The sequence below is a fragment of the Pseudomonas sp. TWI923 genome (assembly GCF_039673365.1).
Taxonomy (GTDB): Bacteria; Pseudomonadota; Gammaproteobacteria; order Pseudomonadales; family Pseudomonadaceae; genus Aquipseudomonas; species Aquipseudomonas sichuanensis.
In genome coordinates this window covers 36,620-56,391 of sequence record NZ_JBDJLM010000017.1, presented here as the reverse complement: position 1 = coordinate 56,391, position 19,772 = coordinate 36,620, and the positions used below count along the sequence as shown (strand labels likewise).

Genomic DNA, 19,772 nt, shown 5'->3' with positions numbered 1-19,772 from the left:
CTGCCGGCCCCGACACCCGGCGATGCAGTCTGGGCGCCTGATTCCATGAGGAGATCCGCCATGTACCCCATAGACGCCCACACCTACCGCTCCAAGGCTTCCAACCGACGGGTGCGATTCCTCGTGCTGCATTACACAGCCGTCAATTTCAACGGCTCGATCAATGCGCTGGTCAACGGCACTCAGGTCAGCGCCCATTACCTGGTGCCCGACCCGTCCGATCCGAGCTTCGCGAGAGCAGGTTTTGACGCGATGCGCACCTTCAGCCTCGTCGACGAGAACGAGCGCGCCTGGCACGCAGGTGTCAGCGGCTGGGCAGGACGCAGCAACCTGAACGATACGTCGATCGGCATCGAGATCGTCAACCAGGCGTCGGCGAGCAACGGCCAGCTCATGTTCCCGCCCTATCACCCCCAGCAGGTGGAAGCCTTGATCCAACTTTGCCAGGCGATCCTGCAGCGCTATCCGGATATCACGCCGACCCAGGTGGTCGGCCATAGCGACATTGCCATTGGCCGCAAGAGCGACCCTGGCGCCGCTTTCCCCTGGCAGGCCCTGCACCAGGCCGGTATCGGTGCCTGGTACGACGAGGCACGCAAGGCGCACTACCAGCAGCGGTTTGCGGGTTGCCTGCCGCAGCTCGAGGTCGTCCTCGACAAGCTGCGTACGTACGGGTACAGCTTCCCGACCAGCCCCGGTCCGGCCCAGGTGCGAGCCTTGCTCAGGGCGTTCCAGCTGCATTTCCGGCCGGGCAACTTTGACGGTGTGCTCGATGCCGAGACCGCGGCGATCGCCTTTGCGCTGGTGGAGCGCTACATGCCCTGATCGCCCTGTGGCGAGCGCAGGCTGTCCAGCAGCTTTCTCGACAGCGCTCCCGCGTCGCGTCGGCAGGCCAGGGCCACGGTGCTCTGGCAGGCCTCGGTCAGCGGCACGAAGGTGACCGAGGGCGGGGCAATCTCGCGCATGCTCAGGGGCAGCAACGCCACCCCGAACCCGGCCTGGATCAGCTGCAGTTGCGTGGTCTTGCGCGACACCACCTGCGCCGCCTGCGGGAAGAATCCCTCGTTCATGCACAACGACGCCGACAGGTAGCTCAACCCGCCGCGCTGACGATGGGGTATGGAAATGAAGCGCTCCTCGCGCAGTTGCCCCAGCCGAACACTGCCGGCCGTGGCCAGTGGGTGGCTTGCCGCCACCGCCAGCAGCAGAGGCTCGTCGAACAGCGCATGCAGCTCCACGCCTTCGTGCTGACGCAGCACCGGCAGGCGCAGCAGGCCGATCTCCAGGCGGCCTTCGGCGATGTCTTCCAGTTGCGCCTCCGACGATTGCTGGGCGATCTCCAGGGAGACGCCGGGGTTGTTCTCGAGGTAGCTGCCGAGGCGCTGCAGCAGCTGCCCTGTCAGCGGCACGGTACTGGAGTGGTTCAGCCGCAGGTTGCCGCGCAGGCCCTGGCCCACCTCGCGGGCCAGGCGTTCGGCCTTGTCCAGGTCGGCCAGCAGGCGTCGGGCGCGGTCGAGGAAGGCCAGCCCAGCGGCGGTCAGCCGTGGCTGGCGGGCGGTGCGTTCGAACAGCGCGGACCCCAGGTGCAGCTCCAGTTCCTTGATCTGACGGCTGAGGGCCGACTGGGCGATGTACAGCCGCTCGGCGGCGGCACTGAAACTGCCGGCCTCGGCGATTTCGACGAAATAGCGCAGTTGGCGGATCGAGGTCATGTCATGCCTTTTTCAGATGGCTCATGGCGTAAAGGCATATTAGTCGGCATGGCTTGTCGCTGGCTAACCTTCTGGGGTCTCCCGAGGAACTGCCGCAATGCTCGCTCAACTGTCGTTTTCCATGCTCGACTGGCTACCCATCCTGCTCGGTGTGGGGGTGGCCTATATCGTCTTCGGCATCGCTGGCTTCGGCACTGCGCTGGTCGCCGGCCCCGTGCTGATCCATTTCATGCCATTGTCGCGGATCGTTCCGTTGCTGGTGCTGCTGGACTTCGTCGCCGCCCTCGGCAACTTGCTGGCGTCGCGGCGCGACGTGGTGCGCGGCGAACTGCTGAGGCTGCTGCCGTTCATGGCCGTGGGCTGCACGCTGGGCGTGGTGTTCCTGCTGCGCCTGAAGTCAGATGTGCTGCTGTTGCTGATGGGGCTGTTCGTCACCGCTTACGCGGTCTACGGCTTGGCGGTGAAGGTGAGGCCGGCGAGGCTGTCGGGCGTCTGGGCGGTGCCCATGGGCACGGTGGGTGGGTTGTTCGGCGCCATGTTCGGCAGTGGTGGTTTCCTATACGCGATCTACCTCAGCGCACGGCTGGAGGCCAAGGAGCAGGTGCGGGCGACCCAGGTAGCCCTGATCAGTTGCAGCACGGTGGTACGCCTGTCGCTGTTCCTCATCGCCGGGGTGTATGCCGACGCTAGCCTGTTGCTGTTGGCCGCCTGCCTGTTGCCGGTGATGTTCGTCGGTACCTGGCTGGGCCGACGGCTGACCCTGAGGCTGTCCCGCGAAGCCTTCGTGCGCCTGGTCACCTGGCTGGTGCTGGCCAGCGGCCTGGCGTTGATCGGTCGCTACCTGAGCGCGTGAGCGTTAGAATTGCGCCATTACCGCAGTCCGCAGGCGCGTTTCGTTCATGAACACCCAAAGCATCATCGTCCCCAAACTGTCCACCGTGCCGTCCCACGAAGCCCGCTCAAGGGCCATCCTGCGCTGGCTGGTGCGCGAGAAGATCGTCGAGGAGCAACTGACCACCTGTGGGCGTACCGGCAACCGAATGGGCCATGCCCTGGCCGAGGGCGCGCGCAAGGTGGCCCTGCACCCGGAGAAACTGCCCTTCGGCGAGCAGGTCAACGGCCTTGAGGTGGTGCTCAAACGGTGCATCTACACCCCCACCGACGGTTTCCTCGAAGAAGCTGGCTGCCCGGAGTGCCGGCGCGAGGTCGGCGAGCCGCTGTTCGAGAGCCTGGAGGAGTGGACACCGGGGGTGAGCGACAACTTCACCTGCCCGTTGTGCGGCTTCGAGGACGACATCAATGGCTTTCTTTACCTGCAGCCATGTGCCTTTTCCAACCTGGGGTTCATCTTCAACAACTGGGGCGAGGCCGGGTTTACCCAGGCCTTCCTCGACAGCTTTGCCGACTGGCTCGATCAGCCGGTGGCGGTGGTGCAGGTGAAACTGCCACAAGGCTGACCGAAGGCCCTTATTTTGCATTGAGCGGCGCGCCGTGGATGAGTATAATGGCGCGCTTCCATTTTTCCCTCCCGGGAGCCCCCGCGATGCTGCGTATCAGCCAAGAAGCCCTGACTTTCGACGATATCCTCCTTGTACCTGGTTATTCCGAGGTACTGCCCAATGAAGTCAGTCTCAAGACCCGTTTGACTCGTGGCATCGAGCTGAACATTCCCCTTGTTTCCGCCGCCATGGATACCGTGACCGAAGCGCGTCTGGCCATCGCCATGGCCCAGGAAGGCGGCATCGGCATCATCCACAAGAACATGACCATCGAGCAGCAGGCCGGCGAAGTGCGCAAGGTCAAGAAGTTCGAGGCTGGCGTGGTCAAGGACCCGATCACCATCGACGCCGACGCCACCGTGCGCGACCTGTTCGACCTGACCCGCCTGAACAACATCTCGGGTGTTCCGGTGCTGGCCAACGGCGACCTGGTAGGCATCGTCACCTCCCGTGACGTGCGCTTCGAAACCCGCCTGGACGCCAAGGTCCGCGACGTGATGACGCCTAAAGAGCGCCTGGTCACAGTGCGCGAAGGCGCCGACAAGAACGAAGTCCGCGAGCTGCTGCACAAGCACCGTCTGGAAAAAGTCCTGATCGTCGACGACAAGTTCGCGCTCAAGGGCATGATGACCGTCAAGGACATCGAAAAAGCCAAGGCCTACCCACTGGCGAGCAAGGACGACCAGGGTCGCCTGCGCGTCGGCGCTGCCGTCGGCACCGGCAAGGACACCGGCGAGCGCGTTGCCGCCCTGGTCGCTGCCGGCGTTGACGTGGTGGTGGTCGACACCGCCCACGGTCACTCCAAAGGCGTGATCGACCGCGTACGTTGGGTCAAGGAAACCTACCCGCAAGTGCAGGTGATCGGCGGCAACATCGCCACCGGCGCTGCTGCCAAGGCCCTGGCCGAAGCCGGCGCCGACGCCGTCAAGGTCGGTATCGGCCCAGGCTCGATCTGCACCACCCGTATCGTTGCCGGTGTCGGCGTGCCGCAGATCAGCGCCATCGCCAACGTCGCCGCCGCGCTGGAAGGCACGGGTGTGCCACTGATCGCCGACGGCGGCATCCGCTTCTCCGGTGACCTGTCCAAGGCCATCGTTGCCGGTGCTTCCTGCGTGATGATGGGTTCGATGTTCGCCGGTACCGAAGAAGCCCCGGGTGAAGTCGAGCTGTTCCAGGGCCGTTCGTACAAGGCTTACCGCGGCATGGGCTCGCTGGGCGCCATGGCGCAGGCGCAAGGCTCCTCCGACCGTTACTTCCAGGACTCCTCGGCCGGTGCCGAGAAGCTTGTTCCTGAGGGGATCGAAGGCCGCGTGCCATACAAAGGCGCCCTGTCGGCGATCATCCACCAGCTGATGGGCGGCCTGCGTTCGTCCATGGGCTACACCGGTAGCGCGACCATCGAAGAGATGCGTACCAAGCCGGAGTTCGTGCGCATCACCGGTGCCGGCATGGCCGAGTCCCACGTGCATGACGTGCAGATCACCAAAGAAGCCCCTAACTACCGCGTAGGCTAAGGCTTCCAGCAATTACCGAACGGGGCTGTCACAAACAGCCCCGCGTCGTTTCCGATTTCCACTGACGAGATTAAGTCATGGCCCTCGACATTCACGCTCACCGCATCCTGATCCTCGATTTCGGTTCCCAGTACACCCAGCTGATCGCCCGCCGCGTGCGCGAAATCGGCGTGTACTGCGAGCTGCACCCGTTCGACATGGACGATGAAGCGATCCGCGAATTCAATCCGCGCGGCATCATCCTCGCTGGCGGCCCCGAGTCGGTCCACGAAGCCAACAGCCCGCGCGCGCCACAGGCCGTGTTCGACCTGAAAGTGCCGGTGCTGGGCATCTGCTACGGCATGCAGACCATGGCCGAACAGATGGGTGGCAAGGTCGAAGGTTCCGAGCTGCGCGAGTTCGGCTATGCCCGCGTTGACGTGGTTGGCAAGAGCCGCCTGCTCGACGGTATCGAAGACCACGTCGACGATGACGGCGTACTGGGCCTGGACGTGTGGATGAGCCACGGCGACAAGGTCACCCAGATGCCGGGCAACTTCAACGTGCTGGCCAGCACCCCAAGCTGCCCGATCGCCGGCATGTACGACGATGCCCTGGGCTACTACGGCGTGCAGTTCCACCCGGAAGTGACCCACACCAAGCAGGGCGGCCGCATCCTGTCGCGCTTCGTCCAGGACATCTGTGGCTGCGAAGCCCTGTGGACCCCGTCGAACATCGTCGAAGACGCCATCGCCCAGGTGCGTGAGCAAGTCGGTTCGGCCAACGTCCTGCTGGGCCTATCCGGCGGCGTCGACTCTTCCGTGGTTGCCGCGCTGCTGCACCGCGCCATCGGCGACCAGCTGACCTGCGTATTCGTCGACAACGGCCTGCTGCGCCTGCACGAAGGCGATCAGGTGATGGCCATGTTCAAGGAGAACATGGGCGTCAAGGTGATCCGCGCCGACGCCGAGAAGCAGTTCCTCGACAACCTGGAAGGCGAAGCGGACCCGGAGAAGAAGCGCAAGATCATCGGCCGCACCTTCATCGACGTGTTCGATGCCGAAGCCAGCAAACTGGACAACATCCAGTTCCTCGCCCAGGGCACCATCTACCCCGACGTGATCGAGTCGGCCGGCGCCAAGAGCGGCAAGGCCCACGTGATCAAGTCGCACCACAACGTCGGTGGCCTGCCGGAGGAGATGAACCTCAAGCTGGTCGAGCCGCTGCGTGAGTTGTTCAAGGACGAAGTGCGCAAGATCGGCCTGGAGCTGGGCCTGCCGTACGACATGGTCTACCGCCACCCGTTCCCGGGCCCGGGCCTGGGCGTGCGTATCCTTGGTGAAGTGAAGAAGGAATACGCCGACATCCTGCGTCGCGCCGACCACATCTTCATCGAAGAACTGCGCAAGGCCGACTGGTACCACAAGACCAGCCAGGCCTTCGTGGTGTTCCAGCCAGTCAAGTCGGTGGGTGTCGTCGGCGATGGCCGTCGCTACGCCTGGGTCGTGGCGCTGCGCGCCGTCGAGACCGTGGACTTCATGACCGCACGTTGGGCGCAGCTGCCGTACGAGCTGCTGGAAACCGTCAGCGGCCGCATCATCAACGAAATCGCCGGTATCTCCCGCGTCACCTACGACGTGTCGAGCAAGCCGCCTGCCACTATCGAGTGGGAATAAGTTGAGCCACAAGGGCGCCGCAAGGCGCCCTTGTCGTATCTGGCCTCAGCCCGCGCGGTTGATCACTGCCTCACAACGCACCGGGAAGTTCACCGAGTTGGCGATGAAGCATTCGTGATGGGCGTCTTCATGCAGGCGCAGGGCGACTTGCGGATCCGAATCGTTGCTCACCACCACCTGCGGGCGCAGCACGATCTCCGTGAAATGCCCCTTGCGTTCGCCATCGCCTTCGACCATTCGGCCCTTTGGGTTGTCGACGTACGCCAGCACATTCACGTTGTTCACCGCGCACAGGTGCAGGTACCACAGCTTGTGGCAGGCTGATACCGAGGCGAGCAGCAGGTCTTCGGGGTTCCAGCGGCTGCGGTCGCCACGAAAAGCCGGGTCGGCCGAGCCGGGCAGCGCTGGCTTGCCCTGGGCCTCGACACTGAAGTCCCGTTGGTAAGCGGTATAACTGGTGGTGCCCTGGCCGGTGTTGCCGGTCCAGTTCACGGTCAGCGCGTAGGTATGCTCTTTCATGACCCCCTCCTTGTGAGTGCGTATGGCCGGAGGATAATTGCACATCACTCGCCTGGCTTGGGGTCTTTTGCAAACAGCGCCTTCTGGTACGCGTCGTAGGACAGCAGGCGGTTCTTCAGGGTCGTGAACGCGTCGCCTTCGACCGGCTGAGGGTTCTTTTCCTGTGGGTCGTTTTCGAGGTGGTAGCGCACCAGGGTATCCGGGCTGTATTCGTAGATGTACTTGTACGGGTGCTCCACCAGTGCCGAGGACAACTGGTCGAAGAACGTCGACATGTAGAACACCCGCTTGCCGTGGTCCCTGAGCAAGCTGATGCCTTGCACGTTGAACGGCGCGTCGGCCACCGCGAAGAAGTCGGCAATGGTGGGGGCGATGTCGGTCTGCTGGCTGGTAGTCGAGATCGGCTTGGCCAGGGGCTTGCCCTTGGCCCAGAAGATCAGCGGCACGGTCACTTCTTCTTCGTGCATGGACGAGTTGTGAATGAACAGCCCGTGTTCGCCGAACGACTCGCCATGGTCGCCCACCAGCACGAACAGGGTGGAGTCGAGCAGGCCCGCCTTGTCGTACCCCTCGAGCATTTGCCCGATCAGGGTGTCGGTGGTCTCGATGCAGGTTTCGTACTTTTCCAGCGCTGACTGCGAGGCGGACGTGCCCGTGCAGTCGTAGGGGTAATGCGCGGCGCTTGGGAAGTACAAGGCGATAAACCCTTTGCCGGTTTTGCTGATGGCCTGCAGGTGGGGAATGCTGGATGTGTACAGCAGCTCGTCACTGTCGCCAAAGCTGCTGTTGTTCTGCGCCAGTGTGTTGGCGGGCGCGATGTCGGCGACGGCATAGGCGTTGGCCACACCGATGGACTTGAGGAAGCCGTCCATGTTCTCGAACTGCAGGAAGAGTGAGCTGAAGGCGATAGCCTGCATGTTGTTTTTCTGCTGCAGTTCATGGATCACGCCGGGCTGGTGCAGGGGCATCGCCTCTTTGATTTCAACGCCGGGGTAGGCGTGCTGCCCGGTGAAGATCGAGTAGTAACCCTTGGATGAATGGGGCACCGTCACATACGACTTGAACAGCATGCCCTCGCGCGCAAGCCTGTCGAAGGTGGGGTAGCGCTGGGCGGTGCGGACATCGGCGCCGAAAATGCTGTTCCAGCGCACCGACTCCATGACGATGTACACCAGGTTCTTGAAGTCTGCTGCGGGCGCGGTGTCGAGTTTGGGCAGGGTATTGATGGCGGACACGGGGTAAGCGGGTTGTTCGAAGGGCAGCAGGTTGGGGTGCAGGCTCGCATTCACCTGGGTGGCGTTCTGCAGGGCTGAGACCAGCGAGCGGGTGACGATGTTGTCGTTCAGGTCATAGCGGGCGTCCTTGGCGAAGATCGCCCCCAGCAGCAGGCCGCACAGCAATACGACCAAGCCCAGCGTGCGTGCCCTTGCCGGCGCGGCAGGCGGGCGTTTGAACGCCTGGTAGGTGGCCAGGCCCACCAGCCCCCAAGCAGCCAGGTAAGCCAGGAACAGCACGAATACGATGAAGCGGAAGGTCAGGCCAAAACCTGCCAGCTGGTTGAGGAACACCGGCGCCCCCGACGTCAGGTTGCTGGCATTCTCAAGGCTGTATTGGATCAGCGGCCAGTCCAGCGGTTTGAGCCAGAGCTCCCTCACACGCATGTCGATGAGCAACAGGAGCAGCAGGGCGCCGGCCAGGAACGCGACCAGGAAGAAACTGTACTTGCGCCTGCGCAACGTGGTGATGGCAAGCAGGTAGACCAGCGCGGCCAACAGCAGGTCCTGCAGCAGGTACAGGGCGATGCTGGACGGGCTGGTGTCGATCCAGCGATTGGCGAAGTAGTCGATCAGGATGATCTTCGGCACCAGCAACAGAGATAAGGCGAGCAGTAGGGCGATGTGCAGCGGCCAAGTCCTTTTCCACATGGTTTCAAGCCCCAGTTCGTCGAAGGGATGAATGTGCTCAACGGGCGTTGGGCAGGCCGTCGCTGGCAGGCCTCGATTGCAAGAACTTAAGCAGCCGGCCCAGAACTGCGCAAGGTCGACGAGCCGTCGTGAGGCTGGTGCCCGACTCGGAGGATGGGTACGACAAGTGCGCTATGCAGCACACTTGTCGGCATTGCCCGGTTTATTGGTCCTCAAGTGCCGATGTAGTGCATTCCGCGCAGCGCGAGGAAGGTGTGCAGGTCGGCGAGCTGCGGCAGCCGACGTTCATGTAGCGATCCCCATTCCGGTCGTTCGATGTAGATATAGCGGCCTTCGCGTTTGATCAGGGTGCGTCGCAGGGTCATGTCACGGCCTCTGCTGACCACAACCGAATTGCCACCTTCATGCTCGAGGGTGTAGTCACCTGGGCGTGGCAGTAGCGTATCGAAGTCCTTGGTGGCCGGGCGAGACGAGTCCACGGCCGCCCGCAGGCGCAGGTCGCTCTTGACCCGCAATACCTGGCCGTCGCTGATGTCGAGTCCAGGATCGGTGTCGAAGCTGTCCGGCTGGCCTACCGGTACATCCTCGACACGCAGGCCAACGGCACCTTCCGTTTCGGCAAGCCCTGCGACGCCTTCGAATGTGCTGGCATGCGTGTTGCCCACCAGGGCCACCCACCTCCCTGGACCGCGTACCGCCTGATCGGCCTGGATGATACGGTGAGCGTAGAAATTCATCATTTGCTGGCGCGCCACCTTGGACGGCGCGGTGGACCACTGCTGTCTGTAGCTCGCCATGCAGTCGATGGATTGGATCCGCACGCCGTTCTTTTGTGCCGCTACCAGTACCTGGCGGAATGTGTAGCGGCCCGAGGGGTCGGTAAAGTGGCCTCTGTCCTGGCTGCTGACATAGGTATCCAGGTCCGGGCTCATCTGGCCGGTGCGGTTGAATATGTCGAGGTCGGCCTGCTGGAAATCGATCTGGTAGTGTTCCATGTACAGCGTTTTCACTTTCAACTTGCGCAGCAAGCTCATGTTGTCGATCAGCAAGCGCTTGCTGCCGATACCGCTGTGGGCTTCCCCGACGACCAGGCCATTGGTGTTGTCATAGATCTGTCTGAACAGGTCTTTGGGTGTCGAATTGGCGACAGGCTCAGGAATCCGTGGTCGCGGCGGCAGTTCAGGCGCCTGCATGAACCTGGCCGCGTCAGCCGCCAATTGCTCGCGCAATTCGAGGAAGTGTTGAATGGCCGTATTGCGCTGTGGATTTGTGATGTCCAGCCGGTCGCCAGTGAGCTCCAGGTCGGTGACCGCTCTCAAGAGCGGGCGCTGGTTCGCCGGAACCTCATAAGGCGTCTCGGGAAGTGCAGGCAGGCTGGCCCCGTTGCCGGTGCGCCCCCAGACTTTCAGTCGCGAGAGCCCGCCTCCATTGAGACCCAGGCGTTCGAGGGGATACCACTGACCATCGGCTGCCAGGCGAATGCCTTGGCTCTTGTAGAAGGAGAACGGGTTTTCGGGATCGACGATGGTCCAGGTCTTCAGCTCGTTCACATAGCGCACCTGGTAGGGCAGCTCGTCGACCAGCACGTAGAATTGACCGTCCTGGGTGTAGACGCCTTCGAGCACGCCGGAGCCGGGTTCGCCGGTGAGCAGTACGTTGGTTTCGAAGGGGGCCAGCAGCTCCCAGCTCTCACCCGGCCAGAAGGGGCGAGGCACCCAGGCATGCAGGTCATCCGCCTCAATGGCGCGATCCTCTTCCTGGGCTTGCGTCTCGCCTTGCTCGGCTGAAGCGGCGTCTTCTTCGATGCTGCCTGCTTCTGCGGCCTCGGCAGACTCTCCCAGCTCCGCCAGAGGTTTGCCAGGGGCGCCGCGTAGGAAGGTGGCATTGAACAACGTGTTGATGGCGGCGAAGATCGCGCCTGTGACGCCGGCCTTGCGGTCGCGCGTGGTATGACCATTGATCGCCTGGTCGATGTTCAGGCCGGTCTCGGCCAGGCCCGCGCCGACCACCGCCAGCGCGACGGGCCAGTCCACAGCCGCCATAGGCCCGAACACCTGCGCGAATGCTTTCAGGTAGCCGATCCACATTTGCTTGCGCAGGTCGCTATTGGCGCGCAAGGAGAAATACGCATCATCCAGCATGCGCTGGTGAGCCTTGTCCCGTAGCCAGCTGAACGCGTCGCCCTGGATCGTCAGGTTCAGCGTATTCAGGCCCGAGTAGTCGCTTCTGCCCCAGCCTTGGTACAGCAGGTCGACCAGGTGGTTGAGCCCGACATTGCTGTCGCCTTCTTCGCGATCGGCAAGCGAGAAGTGCCCCATGAAGCGGACGCGGTTCTCGGCCTGGTTGTTGTGATTGAGCACCCACCAGAACAGTTCGTTGCTGTCCGGGAATAGCTGCAGGGCATCGACTTCGCCGGGTAAGTAGAGCAATTGCCGACCGTCTTGCATTTCCACCCGCAGAATATCGGTTGCCACATGGCCGCCGATATCCAGGGCGCACAGGCGAATTTCTGGGCTTGGGGCGACTTCCTGCTGCAACTGTTCCTGGGTGGGTGGCCAGAACTGTCCGCCAACGAGGGCCTGCGAGACCTCGCCGCAGCACCGGGCAAGCGCCGAACCCGGGTCGTGGGCGCACACTTCCAGCACCTTGCTCAGGAAGTTGGCTTTAGCCAGGGTGCGGAACTGTGTCGACTGCCCGGACCAGAACGCGCTGAGGTGCTTGTTGAAGTCGGCGGCAAAATCGATGCTCCAGAAGTAGTCCATGACTTGCCTGGCATCGAGCCTCACTTCGTTGTGTTCGTCGTACACACCCTTGTCCGGCCCATCGCTGTAGAAACCGACCAGGTAGCCGAGCAGGTCGGTATTGTCCTGCTCGCTGACGTTGAAGCGATGCATTACCAGCTGAGGCAAGGTCAGCGACTGGTAAGGGGTTTCGAAATGCTGCCATCCATTGAACGTCCTGGGGCTGCTGACGGCCCTTTTGAATCGATGCAGAAAAACTTTGTCGGGGTCCAGCGAGCGCAAGCCGTTGCGTTCGAGGACCTGCTGCGCGACATGGCGCGCCATTTCGCGCATGTCCGGGCAGTCTGCGATCAGCTGGCTTGCCAGGTCGTGCAGGGCTTTTTGTTCATTGGTATGCATGGGGTCGAGTGACATTGCTTTTATCCGTGTGGGAGGTACGGATGTCAGCCTGTCGGAAGCGTAGCCATGCTGGTGGTACATATTGCTTGGGGCCTGGACAGGCTCGGGCTTAAATGTGTCCTTTCACTTAATATTTCGCAAATGCAGGTGTATCGTATTCGCCCTTCATCGCCGGCCGTTGCCGGTGTGTTGATTGTGCAGAAACGAGGTACCCGCACCGATGTCCTTTACCCGTCGACAAATGCTCAAGGGCCTGACTGGCCTGGTGGTGGTAGGCCTGGGCGCCGGGGGCGCGGCGCGCTACTGGCTGGGCAAGGTCGAGGATGACAACGCCGGGCACGACTACGAGCTGATCGCTGCCCCCCTGGATGTCGAGCTGGTGCCGGGTTTCAAGACCGAGGCCTGGGCCTTTGGCCCGTCGGCGCCGGGTACCGAGCTGCGGGTACGTCAGGGCACCTGGTTGCGGGTGCGCTTCATCAACCACCTGCCGGTGGAAACCACCATTCATTGGCACGGCATCCGCCTGCCGCTGGAAATGGACGGGGTGCCTTATGTGTCGCAGTTGCCGGTCAAGCCGGGCGAGTACTTCGACTACAAGTTCAAGGTGCCGGATGCGGGCAGTTACTGGTACCACCCGCACGTCAGCAGCTCCGAGGAGCTCGGCCGTGGGCTGGTCGGCCCGCTGATCGTCGAGGAGCGCGAGCCGACCGGCTTCGCGCATGAGCGCACCCTCAGCCTGAAAAACTGGCATGTCGATGAGCAGGGCGCCTGGATGCCGTTCAGCGTGCCGCGCGAGGCTGCCCGCAATGGCACCGCAGGCCGGCTGATCACCATCAATGGCCAGGCCGACTCGGTCACCGAGCTGCCGGCCGGGCAGGTGGTGCGGGTGCGCCTGCTGAACCTGGACAACACCTGGACCTATCGCCTCAACCTCAAGGGCAACTGCGAGGCGATGATCTACGCCCTCGATGGCAACCCGGTCACGCCGCGCCCTCTGGACGACGATTACTGGCTCGGGCCGGGCATGCGTATCTGCCTGGCCATCCGTATCCCAGAGGCGGGCGAGGAGGTTTCCCTGCGTGACGGCTTCGTGCGCCTGGGTACCCTGCGCTCGGTGGCCAGCAACCAGGCGCCGGGCGACTGGCCCAAGGCGCTGCCGGCCAACCCGATTGCCGAGCCGGACCTGCAGAACGCCGAGAAGCTCAACTTCAACTTCGAATGGGTCGGCAAGGTCTCGGTGAACACCGACAACGGCAAGCCGCCGAGCCTGTGGCAGATCAACGGCCAGGCCTGGGACATCACCGACAAGACCTGCGCCGACCGACCGATCGCCACGCTGCAGAAGGGCAAGAGCTACATCTTCGAGCTGAAGAACATGACCCAGTACCAGCACCCGATCCACCTGCATGGCATGAGTTTCAAGGTGATCGCGTCCAATCGCCGCAAGATCGTCGAGCCGTGGTTCACCGACACCTACCTGCTGGGCAAGAACGAGCGGGCCCAGGTGGCATTGGTGGCCGATAACCCGGGGACCTGGATGTTCCATTGCCATGTCATCGACCACATGGAAACCGGCCTGATGGCCGCGATCGCGGTGGTCTGATGCGCCCGCAGATCATCGATCGCAGCCGCGATCAGGAATTCATGCGCCTGGCGCTGCAACTGGCCGCCGAAGGCGCGAGCCTGGGCGAAGTCCCGGTGGGGGCGGTGCTGGTGCAGCACGGCCAGGTGATCGGCCAGGGCTTCAACCGGCCGATCATCGACAGCGACCCCAGCGCCCATGCCGAGATGGTTGCCATCCGCGCTGCGGCGAAGTCCGCCAGCAACTACCGGCTGCCGGGCAGCACCCTGTACGTGACCCTGGAACCCTGCAGCATGTGTGCCGGGCTGATCGTCCATTCGCGGGTGGCGCGGGTGGTGTACGGGGCGCTGGAGCCCAAGGCCGGCATCGTGCAGAGCCAGGGGCAGTTCTTCGGGCAGGGCTTTCTCAACCATCGGGTGATGGTCGAGGGCGGGGTGTTGGCCGAGGAGTGCGGGGCGATTCTGAGTGAGTTCTTCAAGGCCCGTAGGGCGAAGGGGTAGCTCTGGCAGTCTTGTGTCGCCTGTGCCGGCCCTTTCGCGGGTAAACCCGCTCCCACAGGCGCCATGGGAAGCCGGGATTACATCGCCGGCGACTGCTCCGCCGGCTTGTCCTTGTTCACCCCTGGCACATGCAGGTTGCCTTCGGCCACCTGGCCCTCGAGCTGCGGCTGGGTCACCCAGGTGAGGATGTCGTAGTAACGACGGATGTTGGCCACGAAGTGCACCGGCTCACCGCCGCGGGCATAGCCGTACTTGGTCTTGCTGTACCACTGCTTCTGCGACAGGCGCGGCAGCATCTTCTTCACGTCCAGCCACTTGTTCGGGTCGAGCTTTTCGCGCTTGGCCAGGGTACGGGCGTCTTCCAGGTGGCCGCTGCCGACGTTGTAGGCGGCCAGGGCGAACCAGGTGCGGTCGGGCTCCTTGATGCTGTCGTCGAGCTCTTCCTTGATCTTCATGAAGTACTTGGCACCGCCCTGGATGCTCTGCTTGGGGTCGAGGCGGTTGGACACCCCCATGGCCTGGGCGGTGCGCTGGGTGAGCATCATCAGGCCGCGCACGCCGGTCTTGGAGGTGACCTCCGGTTGCCACATGGATTCCTGGTAGCCGATGGCCGCCAACAGGCGCCAGTCCACTTGCTCGACCTTGGCGTAGCTCTTGAAGTGCTTCTCGTACTTGGGCAGGCGTTGCTGCAGGTGCTGGGCGAAGGTGTAGGCGCCCACGTAGCCGAGTACATCGACGTGGCCGTAGTAACGGTCTTTCAGGCGCTGCAGGGTGCCGTTCTTCTGCGCCTTGTCGAGGAACTCGTTGACCTCGTTGAGCAGGCTGTTGTCGTCACCGGCGGCCACCGCCCAGCGTTGGTCGCGGCTGTCGCCCAGGTCGAAGGCCACGCGCACGTTGGGGAAGTAAACCTGGTTCATCGCCAGCTCATTGGAGTCGACCAGGGTCAGATCGATCTGGCCTTCGTCGACCATGCGCAGCAGGTCGACCACTTCGACGGCGTCGGACTCTGCGTATTCCAGCCCTGGGTTCTGCTTTTTCAGTTCCGCCAGCTGGTCGGCGTGGCTGCTGCCCTTGAGCACCATGATCTTCTTGCCCACCAGGCCTTGGGCATTGGTGGGGCGCGAACGGCCATTGCGGTAGATGACCTGGGGCGTGACCTCAAGGTAGGGGTGGGAGAACTTCGCCTGGGTGGTGCGCCGCTCGCTGCTGACCAGGCCGGCGGCGGCCAGCACCGGGCCGGACGGCTTGCCCAGCTGGTCGAACAGTTGGTCGAGGTTGTCGGCGGTCTCGATCTGCAGCTTCACCCCAAGGTCGTCGGCAAAGCGCTTGACCAGCTCGTACTCGAAGCCGGTTTCGCCGTTGCGGTCCTGGAAGTAGGTGGCCGGGCTGTTGCGGGTAATCACGCGCAATACGCCGTCCTCCTTGACGCGTTCGAGGGTGCTGGGTTTTTCAACGCAGGCACCGAGCATCAGGAAGAGTCCGGTTGCGAAGAGCCATTTGGCGCAACGCTGGCGCAAAGCAGTGTGGGCGAACATAGCGTGCAGTATACGCAAAGGACTGCTGGCGCCATATCTCGACAATGGTTGGCAGGTCTGCTAGCTGACCTGAACTGCAAGTGACAGGCTGCAGGCTGCAAGCAAAAAGCAGGGCATGCATGCTCGCTTTTTTCTTGTGGCTTGGAGCTTGCAGCTTGCAGCTGCTTTTTTGACCCCGAGGTCCGGTTCCACCGCCCGGCAGCATTGGCTTAGAGCGGGTGCCGAAAGCCTGCAAACTAGGCTAGAATGCACGGCCTCTAAGCACACCCCTTCCTGAGGCTGTCCCGACGATGTTGATCCTGCGCGGCGCTCCTGCCCTTTCTGCCTTTCGCCACGGTAAATTACTCGAGCAACTGAGCCAGAAAGTCCCCGCTGTTACTGGTTTGTATGCCGAATTCGCCCACTTCGCCGACGTCGACGGCGAGCTGACCGCCGACCAGCAGCAGGTGCTGGGCCGTCTGCTCAAGTACGGCCCGAGCGTGCCGGTGCAGGAGCCGACCGGCCGCCTGTTCCTGGTGGTCCCGCGTCTGGGCACCATCTCGCCCTGGGCTTCCAAGGCCAGCGACATCGCCCACAACTGCGGCCTGCAGTCGATCCAGCGCCTGGAGCGCGGCATCGCCTACTACGTCGCCGGTGAACTGTCCGAGGCCGATGCCCAGCTGATCGCCGCCGAGCTGCACGACCGCATGACCCAGCGCGTGCTGGCCAAGCTGGAGCAGGCAGCCGACCTGTTCAGCCATGCCCAGCCCAAGCCGATGACCTCGGTCGACATCCTTGGCGGTGGCCGCGCCGCCCTGGCCCAGGCCAACATCGACCTGGGCCTGGCCCTGGCCGAGGACGAGATCGATTACCTGGTCAACGCCTTCCAGGGCCTCAAGCGCAACCCGAACGACATCGAACTGATGATGTTCGCCCAGGCCAACTCCGAGCACTGCCGCCACAAGATCTTCAATGCCAGCTGGGACATCGACGGCGAGGAGCAGGAAAAAAGCCTGTTCGGCATGATCAAGAACACCTACCAGATGCACAGCGAAGGCGTGTTGTCCGCTTACAAGGACAACGCCTCGGTGATCGTCGGTTCGGTGGCCGGTCGCTTCTTCCCGAACCCTGAAACCCGCCAGTACGGCGCGGTGCAGGAGCCGGTGCATATCCTGATGAAGGTCGAGACCCACAACCACCCGACCGCCATCGCCCCGTTCTCCGGCGCCTCCACCGGCTCCGGCGGCGAAATCCGCGACGAAGGCGCTACCGGTCGCGGCGCCAAGCCCAAGGCTGGCCTGACCGGCTTCACCGTGTCCAACCTGCGTATCCCAGGCTTCGAACAGCCATGGGAAAAAGCCTATGGCAAGCCGGAGCGCATCGTCGACGCGCTGGACATCATGATCGAAGGCCCACTGGGCGGCGCCGCGTTCAACAACGAATTCGGTCGCCCGGCCCTGACCGGCTACTTCCGTACCTTCGAGCAGAGCATCAACACCCCCCACGGCGAAGAAGTGCGCGGCTACCACAAGCCGATCATGCTCGCCGGCGGCATGGGCAACATCCGTGAAGACCACGTACAGAAGGGCGAAATCACCGTCGGCGCCAAGCTGATCGTGCTCGGTGGCCCGGCCATGCTGATCGGCCTGGGCGGCGGCGCCGCCTCGTCGGTGGCCACCGGTGCCAGCTCGGCTGACCTGGACTTTGCCTCGGTACAGCGCGAAAACCCGGAAATGGAGCGCCGTTGCCAGGAGGTCATCGACCGCTGCTGGCAGCTGGGTGACAAGAACCCGATCGCCTTCATCCACGACGTGGGTGCCGGCGGTATCTCCAACGCCTTCCCCGAGCTGGTCAACGATGGCGGCCGCGGCGGGCGCTTCGAACTGCGCAACGTGCCCAACGACGAGCCGGGCATGGCCCCGCACGAAATCTGGAGCAACGAATCCCAGGAGCGCTACGTGCTGGCGGTCAGCGCTGAGGACTTCGAGCGCTTCCAGGCCATCTGCGAGCGCGAGCGTTGCCCGTTCGCCGTGGTTGGTGAGGCGACTGAAGAGCCGCACCTGACCGTCAGCGACAGCCACTTCGGCAACACCCCGGTGGACATGCCGCTCGACGTGCTGCTGGGCAAGCCGCCGCGCATGCACCGTTCGGTCACCCGCGAAGCCGAACTGGGCGATGACTTCGACCCGAGCAAGCTGGACCTGGACCAGGCTGTGCAGCGCGTGCTGAACCACCCGGCCGTGGCCAGCAAGAGCTTCCTGATCACCATCGGCGACCGCACCATCACCGGCCTGGTCGCCCGCGACCAGATGGTCGGCCCGTGGCAGGTCCCGGTGGCCGACTGCGCCGTCACTGCCACCAGTTTCGACGTCTACACCGGCGAAGCCATGGCCATGGGCGAACGTACTCCGCTGGCACTGCTGGATGCCCCGGCGTCCGGCCGCATGGCCATCGGCGAGACCATCACCAACCTGGCCGCCTCGCGCATCGAAAAACTGTCCGACGTCAAACTGTCGGCCAACTGGATGTCCGCCGCTGGTCACCCGGGTGAAGACGCGCGCCTGTACGACACCGTCAAGGCTGTGGGCATGGAACTGTGCCCGGAGCTGGGTATTACCATCCCGGTCGGCAAAGACTCGATGTCGATGAAGACCAAGTGGAGCGATGAGAGCGGCGAGAAGAGCGTTACTTCGCCGATGTCGCTGATCATCACTGGCTTCGCCCCGGTCACCGACATCCGCCAGACCCTGACCCCGCAACTGCGCATGGACAAGGGCGAGACCGACCTGATCCTGATCGACCTGGGCCGCGGCAAGAACCGCATGGGCGCCTCGATCCTGGCCCAGACCTACGGCAAGATCGCAGCCCAGGCACCAGACGTCGACGACGCCGAAGACCTCAAGGCGTTCTTCGCCGTGATCCAGGGCCTGAACGCCGATGGTCACCTGCTGGCCTACCACGACCGTTCCGACGGCGGCCTGATGACCACCGTGCTGGAAATGGCTTTCGCTGGCCACTGCGGCCTCGAGCTGGAACTGAACACCCTGACCAGCAAGCGTGAAAAGGTTGCTGCCATCCTCTTCAACGAGGAGTTGGGTGCGGTGATCCAGGTGCGTCAGGACGCCACCGGTGAAGTGCTGGCACAGTTCAGCGCCGCCGGGCTGGGTGAAGACTGCGTCGCGGTGATCGGCCAGCCGATCAACAATGGCGAAGTCCTGATCAACTTCGAAGGCATCGAGCTGTTCAAGGGCGATCGTCGCCTGCTGCAGCGCCAGTGGGCCGAAACCAGCTACCAGATCCAGCGCCTGCGCGACAACGCCGACTGCGCCGACCAGGAATTCGACCTGCTGCTCGAGGAAGACAACCCTGGCCTGTCGGTCAAGCTGGGTTACGACGTCAACGATGACATCGCCGCGCCGTACATCAAGAAGGGCGTACGCCCGCAAGTGGCAATCCTGCGCGAGCAGGGCGTCAACGGCCAGGTCGAAATGGCTGCCGCCTTCGACCGCGCAGGCTTTGCCGCCATCGACGTGCACATGAGCGATATCCTCGCTGGCCGCGTGGACTTCGAAGCCTTCAAGGGCCTGGTGGCCTGCGGTGGCTTCTCCTACGGCGATGTACTCGGTGCCGGTGAAGGCTGGGCCAAGTCGGCGTTGTTCAACGCCCGTGCCCGCGATGCCTTCCAGGCGTTCTTCGAGCGTACCGACAGCTTCGCCCTGGGCGTGTGCAACGGTTGCCAGATGATGTCCAACCTGCACGAGCTGATCCCGGGCACCGAGTACTGGCCGCACTTCGTGCGCAACCGCTCGGAGCAGTTCGAGGCACGCGTGGCCATGGTCGAGGTGCAGAAGTCCAACTCGATCTTCCTGCAGGGCATGGCCGGTTCGCGCATGCCGATCGCCATCGCCCACGGTGAAGGCCATGCCGAGTTCGCAAGTGAAGAGGCACTGCTGGAAGCCGACCTGTCCGGTTGCGTGGCCCTGCGCTACGTCGACAACCACGGCAAGGTCACCGAAGCCTACCCGGCCAACCCGAACGGCTCGCCGCGCGGGATCACCGGCCTCACCAGCCGTGACGGTCGCGTGACCATCATGATGCCGCACCCTGAGCGTATGTTCCGCGCCGTGCAGAACTCCTGGCGCCCGGACGAGTGGCAGGAAGACGCGGCCCTGATGCGCATGTTCCGTAACGCGCGCGTCTGGGTGAACTAAG

The 19,772-nt window shown here is 63.5% G+C and carries 13 protein-coding genes; 8 read left to right on the top strand and 5 right to left on the bottom strand.

The window, feature by feature from the left end; all coding sequences use genetic code 11:
* Nucleotides 1-60 precede the first annotated feature (60 nt).
* A complete protein-coding gene (locus tag ABE459_RS09965) occupies nucleotides 61-825 on the top strand; it encodes an N-acetylmuramoyl-L-alanine amidase (protein ID WP_323830264.1) in 765 nt (254 codons plus the stop codon).
* On the opposite strand, the gene ABE459_RS09960 is transcribed toward ABE459_RS09965, so the two are convergent.
* Nucleotides 813-1,712, bottom strand: coding sequence for a LysR substrate-binding domain-containing protein (locus ABE459_RS09960; RefSeq protein ID WP_323830263.1), 900 nt, complete (start codon nucleotides 1,710-1,712; stop codon nucleotides 813-815). The two genes, ABE459_RS09965 and ABE459_RS09960, sit on opposite strands and share 13 nt — an antisense overlap.
* A gap of 97 nt (nucleotides 1,713-1,809) precedes the next feature.
* Here ABE459_RS09960 and ABE459_RS09955 point away from each other — a divergent pair, with 97 nt between their 5' ends.
* The 4 genes from ABE459_RS09955 to guaA all read left to right on the top strand — a co-directional run bounded on the left by ABE459_RS09955 (nucleotide 1,810) and on the right by guaA (nucleotide 6,380).
* Nucleotides 1,810-2,565 carry a sulfite exporter TauE/SafE family protein gene (locus ABE459_RS09955; protein ID WP_323830262.1) on the top strand — a complete coding sequence of 252 codons (756 nt, stop codon included), beginning with the start codon at nucleotides 1,810-1,812 and terminating at the stop codon, nucleotides 2,563-2,565.
* Between the two features lie 46 nt (nucleotides 2,566-2,611).
* Nucleotides 2,612-3,169: a sugar ABC transporter ATPase gene (locus ABE459_RS09950; RefSeq protein WP_125465274.1), complete on the top strand. Its 558-nt coding sequence runs from the start codon at nucleotides 2,612-2,614 to the stop codon at nucleotides 3,167-3,169.
* Nucleotides 3,170-3,255: 86 nt separating this feature from the next.
* Nucleotides 3,256-4,725, top strand: coding sequence for an IMP dehydrogenase (gene guaB, locus ABE459_RS09945; RefSeq protein ID WP_125465273.1), 1,470 nt, complete (start codon nucleotides 3,256-3,258; stop codon nucleotides 4,723-4,725).
* Nucleotides 4,726-4,802: 77 nt separating this feature from the next.
* Nucleotides 4,803-6,380 carry a glutamine-hydrolyzing GMP synthase gene (gene guaA / locus ABE459_RS09940; protein WP_346648021.1) on the top strand — a complete coding sequence of 526 codons (1,578 nt, stop codon included), beginning with the start codon at nucleotides 4,803-4,805 and terminating at the stop codon, nucleotides 6,378-6,380.
* A 45-nt stretch (nucleotides 6,381-6,425) separates the two neighbouring features.
* On the opposite strand, the gene ABE459_RS09935 is transcribed toward guaA, so the two are convergent.
* The 3 genes from ABE459_RS09935 to ABE459_RS09925 all read right to left on the bottom strand — a co-directional run bounded on the left by ABE459_RS09935 (nucleotide 6,426) and on the right by ABE459_RS09925 (nucleotide 11,979).
* Nucleotides 6,426-6,899, bottom strand: a complete 474-nt coding sequence (locus tag ABE459_RS09935; protein WP_323830261.1) for an OsmC family protein — start codon at nucleotides 6,897-6,899, stop codon at nucleotides 6,426-6,428.
* 44 nt (nucleotides 6,900-6,943) lie between these two features.
* Nucleotides 6,944-8,824 (bottom strand): sulfatase-like hydrolase/transferase, encoded by a 1,881-nt coding sequence (locus ABE459_RS09930; RefSeq protein ID WP_323830260.1) that lies wholly within the window; start codon nucleotides 8,822-8,824, stop codon nucleotides 6,944-6,946.
* 212 nt (nucleotides 8,825-9,036) lie between these two features.
* A complete protein-coding gene (locus tag ABE459_RS09925) occupies nucleotides 9,037-11,979 on the bottom strand; it encodes a membrane-targeted effector domain-containing toxin (RefSeq protein ID WP_346648020.1) in 2,943 nt (980 codons plus the stop codon).
* A 205-nt stretch (nucleotides 11,980-12,184) separates the two neighbouring features.
* On the opposite strand from ABE459_RS09925, the gene ABE459_RS09920 reads away from it, so the two are divergent.
* Together ABE459_RS09920 and tadA are read left to right on the top strand one after the other, a co-directional pair.
* Nucleotides 12,185-13,567, top strand: a complete 1,383-nt coding sequence (locus ABE459_RS09920; RefSeq protein ID WP_125859980.1) for a multicopper oxidase family protein — start codon at nucleotides 12,185-12,187, stop codon at nucleotides 13,565-13,567.
* Entirely contained in the window at nucleotides 13,567-14,046 is a 480-nt protein-coding gene (tadA, locus tag ABE459_RS09915) for a tRNA adenosine(34) deaminase TadA (protein WP_323830258.1), read from the top strand. The genes ABE459_RS09920 and tadA overlap by 1 nt, the downstream gene beginning before the upstream one ends.
* Nucleotides 14,047-14,123: 77 nt before the next feature.
* On the opposite strand, the gene mltF is transcribed toward tadA, so the two are convergent.
* Complete coding sequence (mltF, locus tag ABE459_RS09910) at nucleotides 14,124-15,581, bottom strand: membrane-bound lytic murein transglycosylase MltF (RefSeq protein ID WP_323830257.1); 1,458 nt, start codon at nucleotides 15,579-15,581, stop codon at nucleotides 14,124-14,126.
* Between the two features lie 290 nt (nucleotides 15,582-15,871).
* On the opposite strand from mltF, the gene purL reads away from it, so the two are divergent.
* On the top strand, nucleotides 15,872-19,771 hold the full coding sequence (gene purL / locus ABE459_RS09905) for a phosphoribosylformylglycinamidine synthase (protein ID WP_323830256.1): 3,900 nt from the start codon (nucleotides 15,872-15,874) through the stop codon (nucleotides 19,769-19,771).
* Nucleotide 19,772: the final 1 nt, after the last annotated feature.